Here is a 17,814-nt window from a genome sequence, read left to right on the forward strand (position 1 = left end):
CTTGACTATTTTATTTACTCTGCAAAGTCTTATTAGCGATAAAATTTAGACTTAAAAAGCAATTCGTTCTTTGATATAGTCAGCGACTTCATCTATAGGTAAACGAATTTGAACCATGGTATCACGGTCACGCAGGGTAACGGATTCGTCTTCTAAAGTGTCAAAATCGATGGTGATACAGTAGGGGGTTCCAATTTCATCCTGACGTCGATATCGTTTCCCGATACTGCCTGCTTCATCGTATTCAACCATCATTTCTTTTGAAAGTAAGCTGAAAACTGATTCAGCTTTTTCGCTTAACTTTTTAGAGAGCGGTAAAACTGCAGCTTTATAAGCCGATAAAAATGGATGAATACGAAGTACATTTCGTTCTTCAGTTTTAGCTCCATTCTCAATGGTTTCCTTTTCCATGGCATTACATAAAAATGCCAGAAATACGCGATCAGCACCCAGAGACGGTTCAATACAGTAAGGAATGAATTTTTCGTTGGTTATAGGATCAGTATATTTCATATCTTTCCCCGAGTGGGTTTGATGTTGGGTTAAATCAAAATCAGTTCGGTCGGCAATCCCCCAGAGTTCACCCCAACCGAACGGGAAGCGGAACTCTACGTCTGTTGTAGCGTTACTGTAATGGGATAGCTCTTCTTTTTCGTGATCTCTAAAGCGAATGTTTTCGTCTTTCATGCCAAGGTCAAACAACCATTTTTTACAGAAGGCTTTCCAGTAATCGAACCATTCAAGATCAGTTCCTGGGGCACAGAAAAATTCAAGCTCCATCTGTTCAAATTCACGGGTTCTAAAAATGAAATTACCCGGAGTGATTTCATTTCGGAAAGATTTACCAACTTGAGCAATTCCAAAAGGAATTTTTTTTCGGCTGCTTCTTTGGACGTTTTTGAAATTGACAAAAATTCCCTGGGCGGTTTCCGGTCGCAGGAAAATTTCACTGGCAGTGTCCTCGTTAACACCCTGAAAGGTTTTAAACATCAGGTTAAACTGGCGAATATCAGTAAAATCGCTTTTTCCGCATTCTGGACAGGCCAGATCATTTTCACGAATAAAGTCCATCATTTGTTCATTGGACCAGCCATCGACAACAACTTCTTCACCTTTTTCCAGGTAATAATCTTCGATTAATTTATCGGCCCGAAAACGGGATTTGCAGGATTTGCAGTCCATTAATGGATCATTGAATCCGCCTACGTGCCCAGAGGCTACCCAGGTTTTAGGGTTCATCAGAATAGCCGCATCAAGGCCCACGTTATAGGGAGATTCCTGGACAAATTTCTTCCACCAGGCTTTTTTAACATTATTTTTCATTTCCACACCCAAAGGACCGTAATCCCAACTGTTGGCCAGACCATCATATATTTCTGAGCCGGGGAAAATAATACCACGCATTTTGGCAAGACTGACAATTTCAGCCATTGTAAAATCAGACATAACTATACCTCCTGAAAATTAAAGATCTTTTTTAAAATAAATTGATGAATCAAAAATGAACCATGTATAAAATCAAACCGAGCACAACTCGGCTCCGCACGGCTTTACTTTTCGCGAATATAAAAACCGCCCCTCATACAAGGGACGGTTATCCGCGGTTCCACCCAAGTTGTCTGTTACGACCACTCTTCTATAACGATTTTCACGTCAGGACTAAAATCCTGCAGCTTGGTAAGCGCCACTTAATTAATTGATAGACAGAACTTGCACCATCTTCTGCTCGCTACATTATCAAACTTAAGTAAGTTTCTTTCCGCATTGCTTTTAATATTTAACTAATGCGAAAAGAATAGCAAAAATAAGTTAAACTGTCAAGAAAAGTTTTGAAAAAACAACAAAAAAACTGACATATTAGAATGCCATTCAGTTAAGTAGGTTAACATGAAAATTGAATTTTAATTAATTTCATATAAATATAAAATAAAATGTTAAAATTATGTTTGAAATATGTTAAATTGATGTTAAAATTAATACGGTTAAAAATAGAAAATAAGGAAGGAAGATTAACCAGGTTTATTCATATCAAAAATCAATTTTTTGGCTTTTTAAAAGGATATTTATATGATTTTGATCAGGAAATATTTGATGTGATTTATGGTTTTTCTTGGAGGAATTTATGACGCTAGAAATGCTGATAGGTCTATTTGGCGGTTTGGGACTTTTCATCTTTGGAATGAATATGATGAGTGATGGCTTGAAGACTGTCGCTGGTACAAAAATGAAACAATTGCTGGAAATATTAACCAGTAATCGAATTAAAGCAATTCTTGTCGGGACACTTGTCACGATGATTGTTCAGAGCTCCAGCACGACTACAGTAATGGTGGTAGGTTTTGTTAACGCTTCACTGATGACACTTGCTCAAGCAGCTGGAGTTATTCTTGGGGCAAATATTGGAACAACAATTACAGCACAAATGATTGCTTTTAATGTTTCTGATGTTGCACCGGTTTTTATTGGTGTGGGTGCGCTGATCACGATGTTTGGCAGGACCAAAAAAAATCGCGATCTCGGGAGTGTGCTGTTGGGCTTTGGTATCCTATTTTTTGGAATCTCGACAATGTCCTCTGCGATGAAACCGCTGCGTGAAAGTGAAGAGTTTATTTATCTGCTGACTACTTATGGGACGAATCCTTTACTGGGACTGCTGATTGGGACCGGAATTACAGCTATTATTCAAAGCAGCAGTGCATCATTAGGCTTGCTTCAGGCACTGGCTATTTCAGGCGTATTTTCGACAATGGGAGCGACTGAAGCCATCGATGTCTGTATTCCGATTCTAATCGGAACCAATATTGGTACCTGTGTGACGGCTTTAATTTCCAGTATTGGTACCTCAGTAGCGGCTAAAAAGGCAGCCTTTATTCATCTGTTCGTTAATATATTTGGAGCGATTTGGGTAATGGCCTTGTTGGGTGTTATGGATAGTCTGATGACTGTCAATCCCATCTACACATTTATAGCCAATGTATCTGGTACAATGGTTGATTCCAGCGGTGAAGTTGTTCCCAATGTGGCCCGCGAGATAGCCATGGCCCATACTTTGTTTAACATTATTAATACAATAGTATTATTTCCGGTTATCAATTATTTTGTTAAAGCTCTGGATCATTTTATGCCAGAACAGGAAGCTGAAAAGGGCTTGTATCTGGATGATCGCTTGTTAAACAATCCTTCTATTGCCTTGGGTCAAGTGGGGAAAGAAATGGTCCGATTGGGCAATCTGGTAATAAAAAATTTCTTTGAGTCCTGTGAAGTCATTATGACCAAAGACTCCAAATTACTGGAAGAGATCACAGAACGCGAAGAACGGATTGATGAATTCCAGCAGGGAATCATTGATTTCACGGTAAAATTATCGAATGAAAATATGTCCGAAGCAGAAAATGACCAACTAGCCTTTTTTATGAAAGGCAGCCACGATCTGGAACGAATTGGTGATCATGCGATGAATATCAGCGAATTACTGGAAATGCAGGTAAACAGAAAAATTCAGTTCAGTGAGATAGCCAATCAGGAGTTATTAACGCTGATTAACATTACGACTAATACCCTCAAAGATATGGTGATGCTTTTAGAAACTGATGAACTGGAACTTTGTTATAAAATTTTAGATGAGGAAGATGAAATTGATGAGCTGACCGAAAAGCTAAAGGATGATCACATTGATAGATTAAATGAAGGGATCTGCAACCCTTACGCTGGGATTATCTTTATGGATTTATTGACAAATATTGAGCGGGTAGGCGACCATGCTTCAAACATAGCACAAGGGATTTTAGGTCTTAAACTGCATCAGGGTTTAATCAGCCAAAGTGAATATAATGAAGCTGGTTTTAATGAATATGGCGGTCTCTCAAGTTAACCTTAATTTAACAAAAAATATTTTTGTATATATTGACAGAATATCAGGAATACAGTACTATTAGTGAGACTAACTAAATAGGGCAAACTTACTGAAAAGTAAGGACGCAAAACTACAGGGTCTAAATAATTTATTACATGACAGCCAGTTGCTTAAAATGCTATACAAATGAGCTTTTATTTGTATAGGTTTGAATTTAAGGCAGCTGCAAAGTTGCCTTTATTTATTTTTTAGTGATTTTTCAAGTCAGAATACCAGAAAATGATTAGAATTAAAAGTTTGTATGGTCTTTAGATAATTCAAAAATATAAGGGTATATCTAAACTAAAGAGAGAAGGTAAGTTCCATATTTTATTGAACTTTAAAGAATCTTGCAGTATAATAAATAGGAAATTAAAATCATTCCAGATAAGGAATGCAAGAACTGAATGAACTGGCGAAAGCTGTTCAGATAAATGATGCACTAGCTAGATTAGCATTTTATAAGATGTGATTTTGAGCTAGTGGTTAGACAATTTAATAAGGAGGTGAAAGAATGGGAGTACAGGTAAGTCAAGCGTCCAGGACGGCTGATTTTACCAGTCAGCATTCAAGTGTTCAAAAGAGTCCAGGCTCGGAAGCATCAAAATTTTTGTCATTTTTAAATGATGCCAGAAATGAGGTGAAAACTGCTGTAATCAATAGTGAAACAATGGAGCAGGGGGCAAATGAGAACATACAGGAGAGTATCGTTCCAGAAGAGCAGATATCCCTTTCGCTTGCAGAGGAATCAGGTTTGGATGGCGCTGTATTGAGTCTGTTAGGACTAATTAAGCTCGAACCTGAAGAACCGGCAGAATCTGCAGAAGCAGTTGCGGAAGCAGGACTGGCGAATGTACTGACAGTAGCTGATGAGACAATGCTTGAGCAGACTGGCACATTTAAAGGTCAGGTTCTTAATTCAGGACTGGCTGGTGCTGAGGGGCTTTCGAAGGCTGAACAGGCAGCAGGGTTTAATGCATCTACTGTGCCAGCTGATGTGGCAGTACCATTAGCATTAGGTGAAGCACAGGCAGCTGGAGTGGCTGAAACTGGAGCGTTAAATTTACAGGAAACTGTTTCCGGTCAGGTAGGTGAAAACCTTAAAGAATTAGGACAGAACCAGGTAGAGATTGAGACAGAGGAAAGTGGTCAGAATAAAGGTGTGTTTTCTGGTCTCATGAGAAAAGAAGCAAGTTCAGAAGTTCTTACTGTAAACGCAACTGTTACAGGGGCTGGAGAAAAAGTACCGGTTCAGCAAGATGGTTCAGAAGCCGATGCCTTACTGCAGGGTAAAACTGGAAACGCGGCAACGCAGGAAATTGTGTTAGAGTCAGAAACAGCTGATACCAGTGCTGCTGAAATTGACAGTGAACAGTTGATTGATGTTCAAGCCTTAAATGGGACAAAGGCAGCAGAGACTATTTCCAACTTTGGGGATAAGACGCAGATTGCTGCTCAGGTTCAGGATGCCATTATTGAGAATTATGAAGTGAACACTGATAAGACTTTTAAGGTGACCTTAAATCCGGAGTGTCTTGGTGAGATTGATGTGGAGATGGCCTTTTCAAATGGCAAGTTGACTATTAATATTTTAGCAGCCAGCCAGGAAACCCATGAGCTGTTGGCGAAACAGATTGACCAGCTGGTACGCGGTCTGGCAATGCAGAAAATTAACGTGGAAACAGTAACGACTAATCGAACTGTAGAAGAAACCGCAGATTCTGGTCAACAAAGTCAGTCCAATCTTTCCAATATGGACTCTAGACAGAATCAGAGTCAGTCGCAGAATGACCTGATTCAGGGACGATTCAATCGGTTCAGTAAAATTGGCCTGGACGATGGTGAAAACCTAGATGAAACCTTGACAGGTTTAGTAGGGCTTAACAGTCAAAACAGTCAGCTTAATCGGATGGATTATTTTATTTAAAGAATTAGTGTAAAGGAGGATAAAATGGCAATTGATAGTATTAACAGTTATTTAACGACTGCAGCAACAACATCAACGACAGCAGCGACAACTTCATCAGGCCTGTCAAGTGATGTTTTCAGTATGGACGATTTTATGGCGATGATGGTTGCGCAGCTACAAAATCAGGATATGTACAGCTCTCAGGATTCCAGCGAATTTATTGCACAAATGGCGCAATATACTATGATTGAGGCAATTAATGAAATGACTGATGCGATGGATGACATGATGGAGCTATCCCAGACCAATTATGGGGTCAGTTTGATCGGTAAAGATGTGACCATTGCTGAAGTAGATAGTGATGGAAATATTACATCATTTAATGGTACCGTTGAAGGTGTCAATTTCTATAATGGATCAACCCAGGTGGTTGTAGATGGGACATCTTATAATTTAAGTTCAGTCATGAGTGTACAGGCTGCAACTGAATAAGATAATAACAGGAAAAGAGGGTTTTTATGGCAGACACTATCAATAATGCATATTTTCGAATGAATGATGCCATTGTCAGACAGACTGAGCGCCTCGGTTCCAATCAGAATAAACAAGCTACAGTCGGAAAACAGACGGAAGAAAGCAGTTTTAAAGATCTGCTGAATGAGAATCTAAGTTCTTCAACTGTCACGTTTACCAAACACGCCAGTATACGGAGTGAGCAGCGCAATATTGAAGTCAACGAAATGGATCTTCAAAAGTTAAGTGAAGCCTGCGATCAGGCACAGGAAAAAGGAATCAATAACGCTCTGATAATGATGAAAGATTCAGCTTTTATTGTCAGTGCACAGAACCGACGGGTAATCACCGTCATGGATAAAAATGATATGAAAGATAAAATTGTCAATGATATTGACGGCGCCTTGTTTATATAACTGGACCTCGATGAGGAAGTTAAGAGCTTTGAACGATTGATAAGCTCAATTGGCGCAGAAAGGATAAATTATGTTAAGATCTTTATACTCTGCAGTTTCGGGGATGAATGCCCATCAGACAAAATTAAATGTAATTGGTAATAATATTGCCAATGTTAATACCTACGGCTTTAAAGCCAGCCGAGTAGTTTTTTCAGATGTTTTATATCAGAATGTCAGAAATTCAGTTGCTGGTTCAGCAGATGCTGCAGATTCGGCTACTGGTGGTGTTAACCCCAGTCAGATGGGTTATGGGGTTAAAATCGGCTCAATCGATTTGATTATGACCAATGCATCAGGTGCTGATACCGGCCGTGCTATGGACTGTTTTATTGATGGGGATGGATTTTTCATGGTTAATACAGGTTTGGATGATGCTGGCATGAAAATTTTAAAGTACACTCGTGTTGGTAATTTCAGCTTTGACTCAGCCGGAAATCTGGTTGATTCTAACGGTAGTATCGTTCAGGGGACTGTGGCGGATACATTAGGTTGGACATTAGGCGATTCAGTAACAGGTGCAGAAAGAATTGTGGATGGACAAAGCGTAGCGGATATAACTGATCCTACTAATGATGATTATGGTTCTGATACAATAGGAAATATCACACTATCTACAGATTTATTAAATAATCTTACCGGTGTTTCAATTGACTATACTGGAGCTATTACAGGGATAATTAATAGTGAACCTGTTGTCTTAGGATACATTGCTTTGTCAAATTTCGGAAATCCAGATGCTCTTGGACAGGATGGAAATGGTTATTACACATCTTCAAATAACTCAGGTGATGCCCAGCCAACTGAAGCTCAAAAACTTGGTACTGGCCGTATAGTCTCCGGTGGTCTTGAAATGTCAAATGTTGACCTTTCCAAAGAGTTTACCGAAATGATCACCGCTCAGCGTGGTTTTCAGGCTAATACCCGAATTGTTTCGGTATCAGATGGAGTTCTTGAAGAACTGGTTAACCTGAAACGATAATTCAATTAAAAAGTTATAAATAAAGACAATGTTTCGCCCGAAAAAGAAAAATTTTCGGGCGAAGCCATTTAATACTTTAAATGAGGGATGAAAAATGATAGAATTAACGAGATTAGATAAAAGAAAAAGCGAGAAGTTCATTCTTAACTGCGAATTAATCGAAACAATCGAAGAAAAACCAGATACTACAATACGGCTAAACAACGGACGGACTTATGTTGTTGTGGAGAGTTCATCACAGGTAGTCTCCAAAATCCTTACCTATAAAAGGAATATCTTTAGCCGATGATTGTAGTATGACAAATTCTCACAGGAGAAGTACGTATGGAAATTACAGTAATTATCGGCTATGTATTAGTTGTGGTGGCACTTTTTTTTGGGATGACCTTTGGCTCCAGTGGATTTGATATTGGGGCTTTAGCAAACTTTTTTAATGCTCAAAGTATATTTATTACAATCGGTGGTACTTTTATGGTACTGCTGGCCTCCTTCCCTTTTAAGGCCTTCACAAAAATTCCCAAACATTTAAAGATGGTATTTTTTAAGGATAAGACAGATCCTATGCAATATGTGGAAACTCTGGTCGAACTTTCTAAAGAAGCCAGACGAAAAGGGCTTTTGGCCCTGGAAGCTAAAGCCGCTGAAATTGAGGACGAGTTTTTAAAGGAATCAGTACTGCGAATCGTCGATGCAATCGAGCCGGATAAGCTTAAAATCTGGTTCGATCAAAAGTTGGAACTCATTGAGATGCGTAATGAAGAAGAACGCAAGCTCTATGATTTTGGAGCGGCCTTAGGACCAGCTTTCGGGATGATCGGAACACTGATCGGTCTTATTAATATGCTAAAAAGTATGAACCTCGATGGCGGAGCTGAAAAACTGGGTCAGGATATGTCAGTCGCTTTAATTACCACCTTTTATGGGTCAGTCATTGCAAATGTAATTTTCCTCCCAATCTCTAATAAGGTAGCTATTGCTCAAGAACGGGATATCATGATTAAAGAGCTGATTATTGAGGGAGTTGTTTCCATCAAAGAAGGCGAAAATCCTAAATACATTGAGGAAAAATTGATGAACTTTGTTGAGGCTTCTAATAAGAAGAAAAAAGGCGAAGATGGAGAAGGCGGAGACAACAAAAAAGAAAAGAAAAAGAAGAAGTAGATAATTTTCATTTAGATTTATTTAAAAAGGGGTATAAAAAATGGGAAGACGAAAAAAAGGGGGGGGGAATGGCCCCAATAAAGATGCATGGTTGAATACTTATGCGGACATGATTACCCTTATTCTTGTATTCTTTGTGCTTCTTTTTTCTATGTCAACGATTGATGCGGCCAAATACGAGCTGCTGGTTGAAATGTTTAACCCGACAGCACTTTTGGATCCCACAGGGGAAGCAACAGATGAAGCGGATTCTGCGACCTCGACAACCGAAGATGTGGACGTCGAGGATGTGGTGGATCTAGAGGAGTTGTATCAGTATTTAAGCGAGTATGTTAAAAACAAAGGTCTGGAAGATCAGATTAAGGTCTCCCAGGGGGAGAATGTCGTGGGAATTCAGTTTATGTCTTCAATGTTCTTTCAGCCTGATTCAGCAGTTTTAACAACCCAAGGACGTCAACTTATGACGGATATTGGTGCGGCGATTAGAGATGTTCAGGATCGTATAAGAGCAATACGTGTTGATGGACATACGGCAGTTGCCGATTCTCCAATTAGTGATCGTGACCTTTCCACTGACAGAGCAAATACTGTTCTTAAATTTCTGGAGGCTGGCTATGTAAGTGATCCGGCAAAATTATTGGCAGTTGGGTACGGTCAGTATCATCCCATTGCAAGTAATGATACCGAAGAAGGACGTGCCCAAAACCGACGGGTTGAAATTATTATTTCCGAAGATAATGATCTTATCCAGGATTTCCAGACTATTGTTGAATCATCGGGAACAGAAGAAACAAACGCAGAAACGACTCAGGAAGGACAATAGCGGGAGACTAATATGGCAGAAATCTTATCACAAAGTCAAATCGATAGCCTTTTAAGCAGCCTTGTTGGTGGCGGCGGCGATATGGAGGAGTCTCAGGAAGCGGATTCGACTTCGGGTAAAAAAGTCAAGGACTACGACTTCAGGAGACCTAAGCTATTTACTCGTGAACAGTTAAAACATCTGTTCAGTATTTATGAAACTTACGCCAGGTTGTTGTCTTCCCATATGACTGGAATCCTGCAGACTTATAGTCTGATTGAAATAATCGAGGTTGAAGAACAGCAGTACTATGAATTTAATAACGCTTTGCCTGATTCAGTCTTAATGGGATTGATTGATTTCCAGGTCAAAGACAGTGATGCTGAAGAAGATATGGTTATTATGGACGTTTCCAAAGAAATTGGTTTTGCCAGTTTTGATCGTTTGCTGGGAGGGACGGGAAAACCATTAGAGGAAGACCGGGAATTTACGGAGATAGAAGTTGGTGTTTTGGAATATTTTCTAAAGGGAATGATTAACCTGATGAAAAATGCCTGGTTCGACTATCTGGAAATATCGCCCCGCCTGATGAAATTGGAAACAAATTCTCGAATTATGCAGGGGATTGGAACCGACGATAATGTGGTGATTATCGTCATGAATATTAAGGTTAATGAAACTTTGGGAAAAATTAATGTTTGTATTCCTGCCAGTACCCTGGATATGATGTTCAAAAAAAGAGAGACATTAAAAAAGAGAAGTCAGAAACGTGGTGATCAGGCAGCCGAAGAGGCACGCCGTAAAAATATTGTTGATGAAATCAGAAAGACCACACTTGAATTGCGAGGCGTTTTGGGAGAAGTTGAAGTGATGTCTCAGGATATTTTGGAGCTGGAAGTGGGTGACATCATCACTTTAAATAAACCAGTGGATACGATGGTGGATCTGGTCGTAAATGATGAAGTCTGGTTTAAAGGTGAAATGGGACACATTAAGAAGAAAAAGGCCATAGCCATAAAAGAGATATTAAAGAGAGGAAGTGAGCCAAGCGAATGACAGCAGAAATGAACCCCGAAAAATTAACCGATATGGAAATTGATGTAATCGGAGAGGTAATGAATATCAGTATGGGCTCAGCGGCTACGGCCATGTCGACCATACTCGGTACAAAGGTCAATATCACGACTCCGAGAATTGAAACTGTTGGGGTAGAGGAGTTTGAATTCACCTACCTGGAACCGGTTATTGGCGTACTAATCAATTATGTTGAAGGTATTGACGGTTCCAATGTTTTACTGTTAAAAGAAGAGGATATGAAAAAAATTCTGTCTCAGCTCTTTGGTATGGAGCCGGGTGATGAGATGGAATTTGATGAAATCAGTAAATCAGCCATCGGGGAAATTATGAACCAGATGATGGGGTCGGCAGCTGGGGCGCTTGCTTCCTTTCTGGGAAAGGTGGTTAATATATCGCCACCGTCGATGCTTGACACAACCAGTAAAACCAGTGTCAGGGAGCTTTTTGCACTAAAAGGCGATAATCTGGTTAGTATCAAATTTCACCTGATCATTGAAGATCTGGTAGACAGTGAATTTATCAGTGCCATGGAACCAAGTCTGGCTAAGGAAATTGTCGCTATGTCCATGGGTGTCAGCGGAATGGAAGAGGAAGAAGAAGTTGTTACGCCTCCTCCCGAGCCGCCGCCGCAAACTCCGCCACCGCAACAAGCACCAACACCGGACCAGCCGCCACAACAGGCACCGCCACAACAGGCACCGCCACAAGGCTATGACCAGGCTTATCAGCAACCTCCTCAGGGATATGAACAGCCATATCAGCAGGCACCGCCGGGACAGTATCAGCAGCCATATCAGCAGGCGCCACCGGGACAATACCAGCAACCATATCAGCAGGCGCCGCCGGGACAGTACCAGCAGCCCTATCAGCAGGTACCGCCGGGACAGTATCAGCAGGCACCTCCAGGACAATATCAGCAGATGCCGCCGCATCCTTCGGAGAATGTCGTATCGCATCAGCAGCCTGTAGAAGTCAGTAATTATAATTATCGTTCATTTGATGCTCCTGAGGACCAGGGAAATCTAGTATCTGCTGATAATCTGGAGCTAATAATGTCGGTTCCAATTCAAATCAGTGTTGAACTGGGTAGAACCCAGAAAAAAATTAAAGATATTGCAGAGTTGACACTGGGGAATATTGTGGAACTGGACCGTCAGGCAGGTGATCAGGTTGATGTAATTGCCAATGGCCGTCTGATAGCCAGGGGAGATGTTGTTGTTGTAGATGATAACTACAGTGTTAAAATCACTGAGATTATAAAAACAAAAGAAGAATTAAATAACAAAAAATAATTGGATGCATCAGAAAGGAAAATAAAAATGGATAAAATTTTAATTGTTGACGACGCAGCTTTTATGCGAATGATGATCAAGGATAGCCTGAAAAAGGGAGGATACTCGGAATTTATCGAGGCTGAAAATGGTGAGCTGGCTCTAGCCGCTTATAAGGAAAATACTCCTGATTTGGTCCTTTTAGACATTACAATGCCGATCATGGATGGTATTCAGGCGCTTCAGGCAATTAAAGGTTATAACCCACAGGCAAAAGTAGTCATGTGTTCAGCAATGGGTCAAGAGGGCATGGTTGTTGAAGCGATTAAAAATGGTGCACTTGATTTTATTGTTAAGCCATTTAAGGCCGATCGCCTGCTCCAGACCGTCAACAGTGCTTTAGGCAAAGCATAGGAAAAAAAGTGAACGACGTTTTTTCGGTTGTGCTGGCGCTGCTTGGCACCATTGGTGTCCTGATCTTAACCTATTATGGCAGTCACTGGTATGCTAAACGTGTGGCTAGAGCTTCTGGCAATATCACTGGTGGCAACCACATCAAGGTGGTGGAACGGATTGTAGTCAGCAAGTCCAGTTCCCTGGTAATTGTAGATATAGAAGGACAGCAATTGTTGCTTGGAATCAGTGAACAGAATATTTCGCTGATAAAAGAACTGGATACTCCGCTTGAAATTCCGGTAAAAAAAGAGTTAAGTAAAGATAGCTTTGCCAGTATTTTAAAATCAATGAAAAATAAGGAACAGTAGGATGAAGAAAAAAGCAGTGCAAATGACTCAGACAATCAGACAACATTCTTTTAAAACACTGCTGGGCCTGTGTTTAATATTTATTCTTTCGGCGAATCAAGTTCATGCTTCAACGATTGCCGATATGCTGGTGGGAGAGGGGTCGGATTCCGTCAGAATTGTCATCCTGATGACTCTGATCGCCGTCATTCCGTCAATGCTTCTAATGATGACCTGTTTTGGTCGTATCATTATTGTTTTATCTTTTTTAAGAAACGCTTTAGGTCTTCAGCAGACGCCACCCAACCAGATTCTGGTTGGTTTAGCGCTGGCGACGACCTTATTTATTATGTCACCGGTGTTTAGCGAAATTAACCAGGTAGCCCTTCAGCCTTATAGTGCGGGAACGGTGGATACCCAAACTTTTTTAACTTTGGCCAGCGACCCAATGCAGGAATGGATGCTCAAGCAGACCACTGCAGAAGATGTGAATCTTTTCCTAAGTTTATCGGGTGATGAAAATGTTCAGACACTTGACGGAATGGATCTGCCGATGACCATTGTTATTCCTTCATTTGTAATCAGTGAGTTAAAACGGGCGTTTCTTATCGGTTTTCTGATATATATCCCTTTTATGATCATTGATATGATTGTAGCCAGTGTTTTAATGTCTATGGGGATGATGATGCTCCCGCCAGTTATGATTTCACTGCCTTTTAAGGTAATGCTTTTTGTTGTCGTTGATGGTTGGGGATTGCTCATTCGAACACTGGTCATGACATATAATTAGAGATTGGAGAGACTATGGGAACAGGTCAATTAATGGAAGTATTTCGGGACGCAGTGGCAACTGGTCTAAAAGTGTCTGCACCGATTCTCCTGGTGGGAATGGCAGTTGGCTTGCTGATTTCAATTATTCAGGCAGCTACTTCAATCAATGAACAGACTATGACATTTGTACCTAAACTTTTAGTCATGGGACTGATGCTGATTCTTTTTGGGGGTTGGATGATGCAGCAGATGAGTGATTTTACGCTGCGAATCTTTGAATTTATCGCGACTCAGATTTAGTCGCTTACCAAGTTTATGGATATCAGCTTAAATCAGATTTTTTTATTTATACTGGCAGGTTCAAGAATTACGGGGATGATAATGTTTAATCCGATTTTGGGACGTAAAAATGTTCCGACGATTATACAGTTTGGATTTTCGATGTCGGTTGCCTTATTTGCCGTTAATTACATGGGTGATTTTGATGTCATGTCGCTCACAACCGTTGAATATATGCTGGCCGTGCTGCAAGGGCTGGCGATTGGTTTTGTAATTGGTTTTATTACCCAGATGTTTTTAAGCGTTTTTCAGATCACCGGTCAGATGATTGATATGCAAATTGGTTTAAGTATGGCTTCAATGTATGACCCCTCTACGAATATTAATGCCACAATCACAGGTAATCTTTTGACCGCCATGTATGCTATGCTGTTTTTCGTATCTAATACCCATTTGGCACTGATTAACGTAGTTGTCCAGTCATTTCAGATTGTACCGGTTGGTACAGAAGTGATTTCTTCACAGATTGGGGTGTTTTTCATCGAACTGATGACCTCGATTTTACTTTATGCAGTGCAATTAGCGATTCCTTTAATTATTACCGAGCTAATTGTAGAATTTGCAGTTGGTATTTTGATGAGACTGGTACCCAATATCAATGTTTTTGTTGTCAATCTTCAGGTTAAGATTATTGTAGGGGTTATTGTAATCATCACAATTATTCCATCAATTGGCGATTTTATGTTAAAAATTGATACCCTGATGATGGAGAAGATCTCTCAGGCCCTAACCATGTTTTGATAATTTACGGAGAAAAAAATGGCACAATCAGAAAAAACCGAACAGGCGACCCCCAAGAAGCGCCGGGACGAACGCAAGAAGGGTAATACTTTTCAAAGCAGGGATGTAGTCAGTGTGGTTGTTCTGCTTGTGGGATTTTTTTTACTGAATCAATTGGTAGGTTTTATTTATATTCAGTTAAAAGAGTTCTATGTTGCTCAGCTGGAACTGGTTGCCGGGGTTCAATCACTGACAATTGCTTTATGCGCCAACATTATAAAAGAGATGGTTATTACTATTTTTATAACGGCTCTGCCAATCGTGACGGTGCTGATGGTCGTGGCGGTTATTATGAGCGGAGTTCAGACTGGCTTTTTAATTACCGGTGAAGGGATAAAATTTAAACCCAACAAAATTAATCCCCTGGAAGGGATTAAGCGTATTTTTTCCCTACGTTCTATTGTTGAACTGATAAAATCAATCCTCAAAGTAGCCCTCATAATTTTTATTATTTATTCTGTTGTTTTAGATATTATGGCGGTAGCGCCTGATATGTTGAATACAGCACTTGATGAAAATATTCGCTTCCTACGTGAAAATGTAATGAGCATGGTCTACACTGTGGTTATGATTTTTGCTGTTGTTGCAGCAGCAGACTTTTTCTATCAGAGGTATGACTATGAGAAAAAGCTGAAGATGACCAAGCAGGAAGTAAAAGACGAGTATAAGCAAACTGAAGGGGATCCACAAATCAAAGGAAAGATTCGTCAGAAACAAAGAGAGATGAGTCAGGCCAGAATGATGAGCCAGGTCCCGGAAGCCGATGTGATTGTCAGGAATCCGACCCATTTTGCCGTAGCAATTCGCTATGACATGGATAAAGATCCGGCACCTCAGGTACTGGCAAAAGGTCAGGATTACATTGCCCTGAAAATCATTGAATTGGGACAAGCTAATGGCGTCCTGATTAAAGAGGATAAACCTCTGGCCAGAATGCTATATCAGACCATTGAAGTAAATGACTATATCCCGCCGGAAATGTATCAGATTGTTGCTGAACTGATGGCGTGGGTTTATAATACTAAGAAGAAGGAACTCTAGATTTCATGAGAATTATAAATAATCTGGTTGTCATATTTGTCGTTGTCACACTGGCACTTATAATCATACCCTTGCCGCCGTTTTTTTTGGATTTTATGTTTATCCTGAATATGGCCTTGTCGATGATTATTCTTTTGACGACTATGTTTATAAATGGGCCTCTGGATTTTCAGATATTTCCTTCGGCCCTCTTAATTACCACGCTGTTGCGGTTGGCTTTAAATATTTCTTCAACTCGACTGATACTTTCAAATGGGGGTTCTGCTGGAGCCGTTATTGCCACCTTTGGTAATTTCGTTCTGGGAGGAAACGCCATTGTAGGTTTTATTGTATTCTTAATCATTATCGTTGTTCAGTTTGTTGTTATTACCAAAGGGGCCGAGCGAATTTCTGAAGTATCAGCCAGATTTACCTTAGACGCCATGCCTGGTAAACAGATGGCCATTGATGCCGACCTGTCTTCCGGAACAATTACAGAAGTTGAAGCCCGGGAGCGTCGTAAAAACGTCCAAAGGGAAGCTGAGTTTTATGGTGCTATGGATGGGGCAACCAAGTTTGTTAAAGGGGACGCTATTGCTTCCATTATCATTGCCGTTATTAACCTGGTAGCTGGAACTATAATCGGTATGGTGCAAGGTGGGCTGGGCTTTACTGAAGTCCTTTCTGTATATTCTATCGCAACCGTCGGGGACGGCCTGGTCAGCCAGGTACCAGCTCTGATGATTTCAGTCGGTACCTCAATGATTGTTACCCGAGCAGCCTCCGAAGACAACTTAAATGTTGAGGTTAGCAGGCAGCTTTTATCACAGCCAGTTGTCCTGATTATAGCCGGAATTGCCATTGCTGCCATGTCTTTAATCCCTGGAGCACCGGCCATTCAGATTTTAATTATCGCGATAATGTTAGTTACATTTGGCATTATTTTAATCAGAAACCAGCGGGTTCAGGTGGAAGTTGAAGAAGCCGATGAACTGACTCAGTTTGTGGAGCAGGAAGGCAGTGAAGTAGATTTTTACAGGAATATTGATAATGTATATGATATCATAGGAGTGGAACCCATTGAAATGGAATTTGGTTACTCACTCTTGCCTTTGGTAGATGAAAGCTCTTCGGGAAACTTCATTGACCGAATAGTTATTTTCAGAAAGCAATATGCACTGGACATGGGAGTAGTTATCCCTTCTGTTCGATTAAGAGACAACGGGCTGATTAACCCCAATCAGTATATTATAAAAATAAAAGGTGAAGAAGTGGCCAAAGGTGATGTGCTGGTGGGGTATTTCCTGGCGCTGGATCCTGGCGGCGATTGTGAGCAAATCGATGGGATTGAAACTATTGAGCCGGCCTATGGCATAAAAGGTAAATGGGTTACGGAAAATGATAAGGAAATGGCTGAAGTTTACGGCTATACTGTAATTGATGCACTTTCTGTTATAGTCACCCATCTATCGGAAATTATTAAGCAGCATATGCATGAACTTCTAAGCAGACAGGACATCAACACCCTGCTTGAAAATGTTTCTAAATCGAATCCGGCTATTGTAGCAGATGTCATCCCGGGAATTGTCAGCATCGCCGATTTTCAGAAAATTCTGATTAATCTCTTAAATGAGGGGATTCCGATCAGGGATATGGAAAGTATACTGGAAAGCATCGGCGATCATGGGATCAGCATCAAGGATACTGATATGCTGACTGAATATGTGAGACAGAAACTTAAACGGACCATTACCCGTAAATATACGGATGGCAGTAGCATTAAAGTAATTGCCCTTGATCAGGAAATTGAAAATATTATTCTCAATTCAGCCAAGAAAAATGAGCATGGTACTTATTTGGCTATTGATCCTTCAGTTGTTCAGACTATTGTTGAAAAGGTTACTGAGCAGCGGGATAAATTAAAGGAAATTATCGACCACTCTATTATTTTAACTTCACCAATTGTCAGGATATACTTTAAAAGGCTAATTGAACAATTTTTAAGTGATTTGACAGTCCTTTCATTTAACGAGATTGAGACAAATATTCAGATCCAGGTAATTGGAATGGTGAAAATGGAAGGCTAAGCATTCCCCCTA

The 17,814-nt window shown here is 40.4% G+C and carries 18 protein-coding genes and 1 riboswitch; of the genes, 17 read left to right on the plus strand and 1 reads right to left on the minus strand.

Annotated elements, in window-relative coordinates:
- Positions 1 to 51: 51 nt before the first annotated feature.
- Positions 52 to 1,446: a glycine--tRNA ligase gene (locus tag Q5O24_04190; GenBank protein WKY48523.1), complete on the minus strand. Its 1,395-nt coding sequence runs from the start codon at positions 1,444 to 1,446 to the stop codon at positions 52 to 54.
- 676 nt (positions 1,447 to 2,122) lie between these two features.
- Here Q5O24_04190 and Q5O24_04195 point away from each other — a divergent pair.
- The 17 genes from Q5O24_04195 (at position 2,123) to flhA (ending at position 17,802) form a co-directional block, all read left to right on the plus strand.
- Complete coding sequence (locus tag Q5O24_04195; GenBank protein WKY48524.1) at positions 2,123 to 3,871, plus strand: Na/Pi cotransporter family protein; 1,749 nt, start codon at positions 2,123 to 2,125, stop codon at positions 3,869 to 3,871.
- 71 nt (positions 3,872 to 3,942) lie between these two features.
- Positions 3,943 to 4,027, plus strand: a riboswitch (cyclic di-GMP riboswitch).
- A gap of 379 nt (positions 4,028 to 4,406) precedes the next feature.
- Positions 4,407 to 5,819, plus strand: coding sequence for a flagellar hook-length control protein FliK (locus Q5O24_04200; protein WKY48525.1), 1,413 nt, complete (start codon positions 4,407 to 4,409; stop codon positions 5,817 to 5,819).
- 24 nt (positions 5,820 to 5,843) lie between these two features.
- Positions 5,844 to 6,293 carry a flagellar hook capping FlgD N-terminal domain-containing protein gene (locus Q5O24_04205; GenBank protein WKY48526.1) on the plus strand — a complete coding sequence of 150 codons (450 nt, stop codon included), beginning with the start codon at positions 5,844 to 5,846 and terminating at the stop codon, positions 6,291 to 6,293.
- Between the two features lie 26 nt (positions 6,294 to 6,319).
- Positions 6,320 to 6,730 carry a TIGR02530 family flagellar biosynthesis protein gene (locus Q5O24_04210; GenBank protein ID WKY48527.1) on the plus strand — a complete coding sequence of 137 codons (411 nt, stop codon included), beginning with the start codon at positions 6,320 to 6,322 and terminating at the stop codon, positions 6,728 to 6,730.
- Between the two features lie 70 nt (positions 6,731 to 6,800).
- Positions 6,801 to 7,751, plus strand: a complete 951-nt coding sequence (locus tag Q5O24_04215) for a flagellar hook-basal body complex protein (GenBank protein WKY48528.1) — start codon at positions 6,801 to 6,803, stop codon at positions 7,749 to 7,751.
- A 94-nt stretch (positions 7,752 to 7,845) separates the two neighbouring features.
- Positions 7,846 to 8,040 carry a flagellar FlbD family protein gene (locus tag Q5O24_04220; GenBank protein WKY48529.1) on the plus strand — a complete coding sequence of 65 codons (195 nt, stop codon included), beginning with the start codon at positions 7,846 to 7,848 and terminating at the stop codon, positions 8,038 to 8,040.
- A 35-nt stretch (positions 8,041 to 8,075) separates the two neighbouring features.
- The gene (locus tag Q5O24_04225; GenBank protein WKY48530.1) at positions 8,076 to 8,912 is read left to right on the plus strand and encodes a MotA/TolQ/ExbB proton channel family protein; all 837 of its coding nucleotides are present in this window, start codon (positions 8,076 to 8,078) and stop codon (positions 8,910 to 8,912) included.
- Positions 8,913 to 8,952: 40 nt separating this feature from the next.
- Positions 8,953 to 9,735, plus strand: coding sequence for a flagellar motor protein MotB (locus tag Q5O24_04230; GenBank protein ID WKY48531.1), 783 nt, complete (start codon positions 8,953 to 8,955; stop codon positions 9,733 to 9,735).
- 12 nt (positions 9,736 to 9,747) lie between these two features.
- Positions 9,748 to 10,770: a FliM/FliN family flagellar motor switch protein gene (locus tag Q5O24_04235; protein ID WKY48532.1), complete on the plus strand. Its 1,023-nt coding sequence runs from the start codon at positions 9,748 to 9,750 to the stop codon at positions 10,768 to 10,770.
- Positions 10,767 to 12,083, plus strand: coding sequence for a flagellar motor switch protein FliN (gene fliN / locus Q5O24_04240; GenBank protein WKY48533.1), 1,317 nt, complete (start codon positions 10,767 to 10,769; stop codon positions 12,081 to 12,083). The genes Q5O24_04235 and fliN overlap by 4 nt, the downstream gene beginning before the upstream one ends.
- A 27-nt stretch (positions 12,084 to 12,110) precedes the next feature.
- Positions 12,111 to 12,476, plus strand: coding sequence for a response regulator (locus Q5O24_04245; GenBank protein ID WKY48534.1), 366 nt, complete (start codon positions 12,111 to 12,113; stop codon positions 12,474 to 12,476).
- An 8-nt stretch (positions 12,477 to 12,484) separates the two neighbouring features.
- The gene (gene fliO, locus Q5O24_04250; GenBank protein WKY48535.1) at positions 12,485 to 12,826 is read left to right on the plus strand and encodes a flagellar biosynthetic protein FliO; all 342 of its coding nucleotides are present in this window, start codon (positions 12,485 to 12,487) and stop codon (positions 12,824 to 12,826) included.
- 1 nt (position 12,827) lies between these two features.
- Positions 12,828 to 13,595, plus strand: a complete 768-nt coding sequence (gene fliP / locus Q5O24_04255; GenBank protein WKY48536.1) for a flagellar type III secretion system pore protein FliP — start codon at positions 12,828 to 12,830, stop codon at positions 13,593 to 13,595.
- A gap of 14 nt (positions 13,596 to 13,609) precedes the next feature.
- Positions 13,610 to 13,876: a flagellar biosynthesis protein FliQ gene (fliQ, locus tag Q5O24_04260; GenBank protein ID WKY48537.1), complete on the plus strand. Its 267-nt coding sequence runs from the start codon at positions 13,610 to 13,612 to the stop codon at positions 13,874 to 13,876.
- Positions 13,877 to 13,891: 15 nt separating this feature from the next.
- Positions 13,892 to 14,656 carry a flagellar biosynthetic protein FliR gene (locus Q5O24_04265; protein ID WKY48538.1) on the plus strand — a complete coding sequence of 255 codons (765 nt, stop codon included), beginning with the start codon at positions 13,892 to 13,894 and terminating at the stop codon, positions 14,654 to 14,656.
- A gap of 18 nt (positions 14,657 to 14,674) precedes the next feature.
- Complete coding sequence (flhB, locus tag Q5O24_04270; protein WKY48539.1) at positions 14,675 to 15,736, plus strand: flagellar biosynthesis protein FlhB; 1,062 nt, start codon at positions 14,675 to 14,677, stop codon at positions 15,734 to 15,736.
- Positions 15,737 to 15,741: 5 nt separating this feature from the next.
- Positions 15,742 to 17,802 (plus strand): flagellar biosynthesis protein FlhA, encoded by a 2,061-nt coding sequence (gene flhA / locus Q5O24_04275; GenBank protein WKY48540.1) that lies wholly within the window; start codon positions 15,742 to 15,744, stop codon positions 17,800 to 17,802.
- The last annotated feature ends 12 nt before the right edge of the window (positions 17,803 to 17,814 follow it).

Source organism: Eubacteriaceae bacterium ES3 (assembly GCA_030586155.1).
In the GTDB taxonomy this organism is placed as follows: Bacteria; Bacillota; Clostridia; order Eubacteriales; family Eubacteriaceae; genus Acetobacterium.

Excerpts from the sequence above, each read along its gene's own strand:
- Q5O24_04190 (WKY48523.1), bottom strand. The coding sequence starts at position 1,446 with ATGTCTGATTTTACAATGGCTGAAATTGTCAGTCTTGCCAAAATGCGT.
- Q5O24_04195 (WKY48524.1), top strand. The coding sequence starts at position 2,123 with ATGACGCTAGAAATGCTGATAGGTCTATTTGGCGGTTTGGGACTTTTC.
- Q5O24_04200 (WKY48525.1), top strand. The coding sequence starts at position 4,407 with ATGGGAGTACAGGTAAGTCAAGCGTCCAGGACGGCTGATTTTACCAGT.
- Q5O24_04205 (WKY48526.1), top strand. The coding sequence starts at position 5,844 with ATGGCAATTGATAGTATTAACAGTTATTTAACGACTGCAGCAACAACA.
- Q5O24_04210 (WKY48527.1), top strand. The coding sequence starts at position 6,320 with ATGGCAGACACTATCAATAATGCATATTTTCGAATGAATGATGCCATT.
- Q5O24_04215 (WKY48528.1), top strand. The coding sequence starts at position 6,801 with ATGTTAAGATCTTTATACTCTGCAGTTTCGGGGATGAATGCCCATCAG.
- Q5O24_04220 (WKY48529.1), top strand. The coding sequence starts at position 7,846 with ATGATAGAATTAACGAGATTAGATAAAAGAAAAAGCGAGAAGTTCATT.
- Q5O24_04225 (WKY48530.1), top strand. The coding sequence starts at position 8,076 with ATGGAAATTACAGTAATTATCGGCTATGTATTAGTTGTGGTGGCACTT.
- Q5O24_04230 (WKY48531.1), top strand. The coding sequence starts at position 8,953 with ATGGGAAGACGAAAAAAAGGGGGGGGGAATGGCCCCAATAAAGATGCA.
- Q5O24_04235 (WKY48532.1), top strand. The coding sequence starts at position 9,748 with ATGGCAGAAATCTTATCACAAAGTCAAATCGATAGCCTTTTAAGCAGC.
- fliN (WKY48533.1), top strand. The coding sequence starts at position 10,767 with ATGACAGCAGAAATGAACCCCGAAAAATTAACCGATATGGAAATTGAT.
- Q5O24_04245 (WKY48534.1), top strand. The coding sequence starts at position 12,111 with ATGGATAAAATTTTAATTGTTGACGACGCAGCTTTTATGCGAATGATG.
- fliP (WKY48536.1), top strand. The coding sequence starts at position 12,828 with ATGAAGAAAAAAGCAGTGCAAATGACTCAGACAATCAGACAACATTCT.
- fliQ (WKY48537.1), top strand. The coding sequence starts at position 13,610 with ATGGGAACAGGTCAATTAATGGAAGTATTTCGGGACGCAGTGGCAACT.
- Q5O24_04265 (WKY48538.1), top strand. The coding sequence starts at position 13,892 with ATGGATATCAGCTTAAATCAGATTTTTTTATTTATACTGGCAGGTTCA.
- flhB (WKY48539.1), top strand. The coding sequence starts at position 14,675 with ATGGCACAATCAGAAAAAACCGAACAGGCGACCCCCAAGAAGCGCCGG.
- flhA (WKY48540.1), top strand. The coding sequence starts at position 15,742 with ATGAGAATTATAAATAATCTGGTTGTCATATTTGTCGTTGTCACACTG.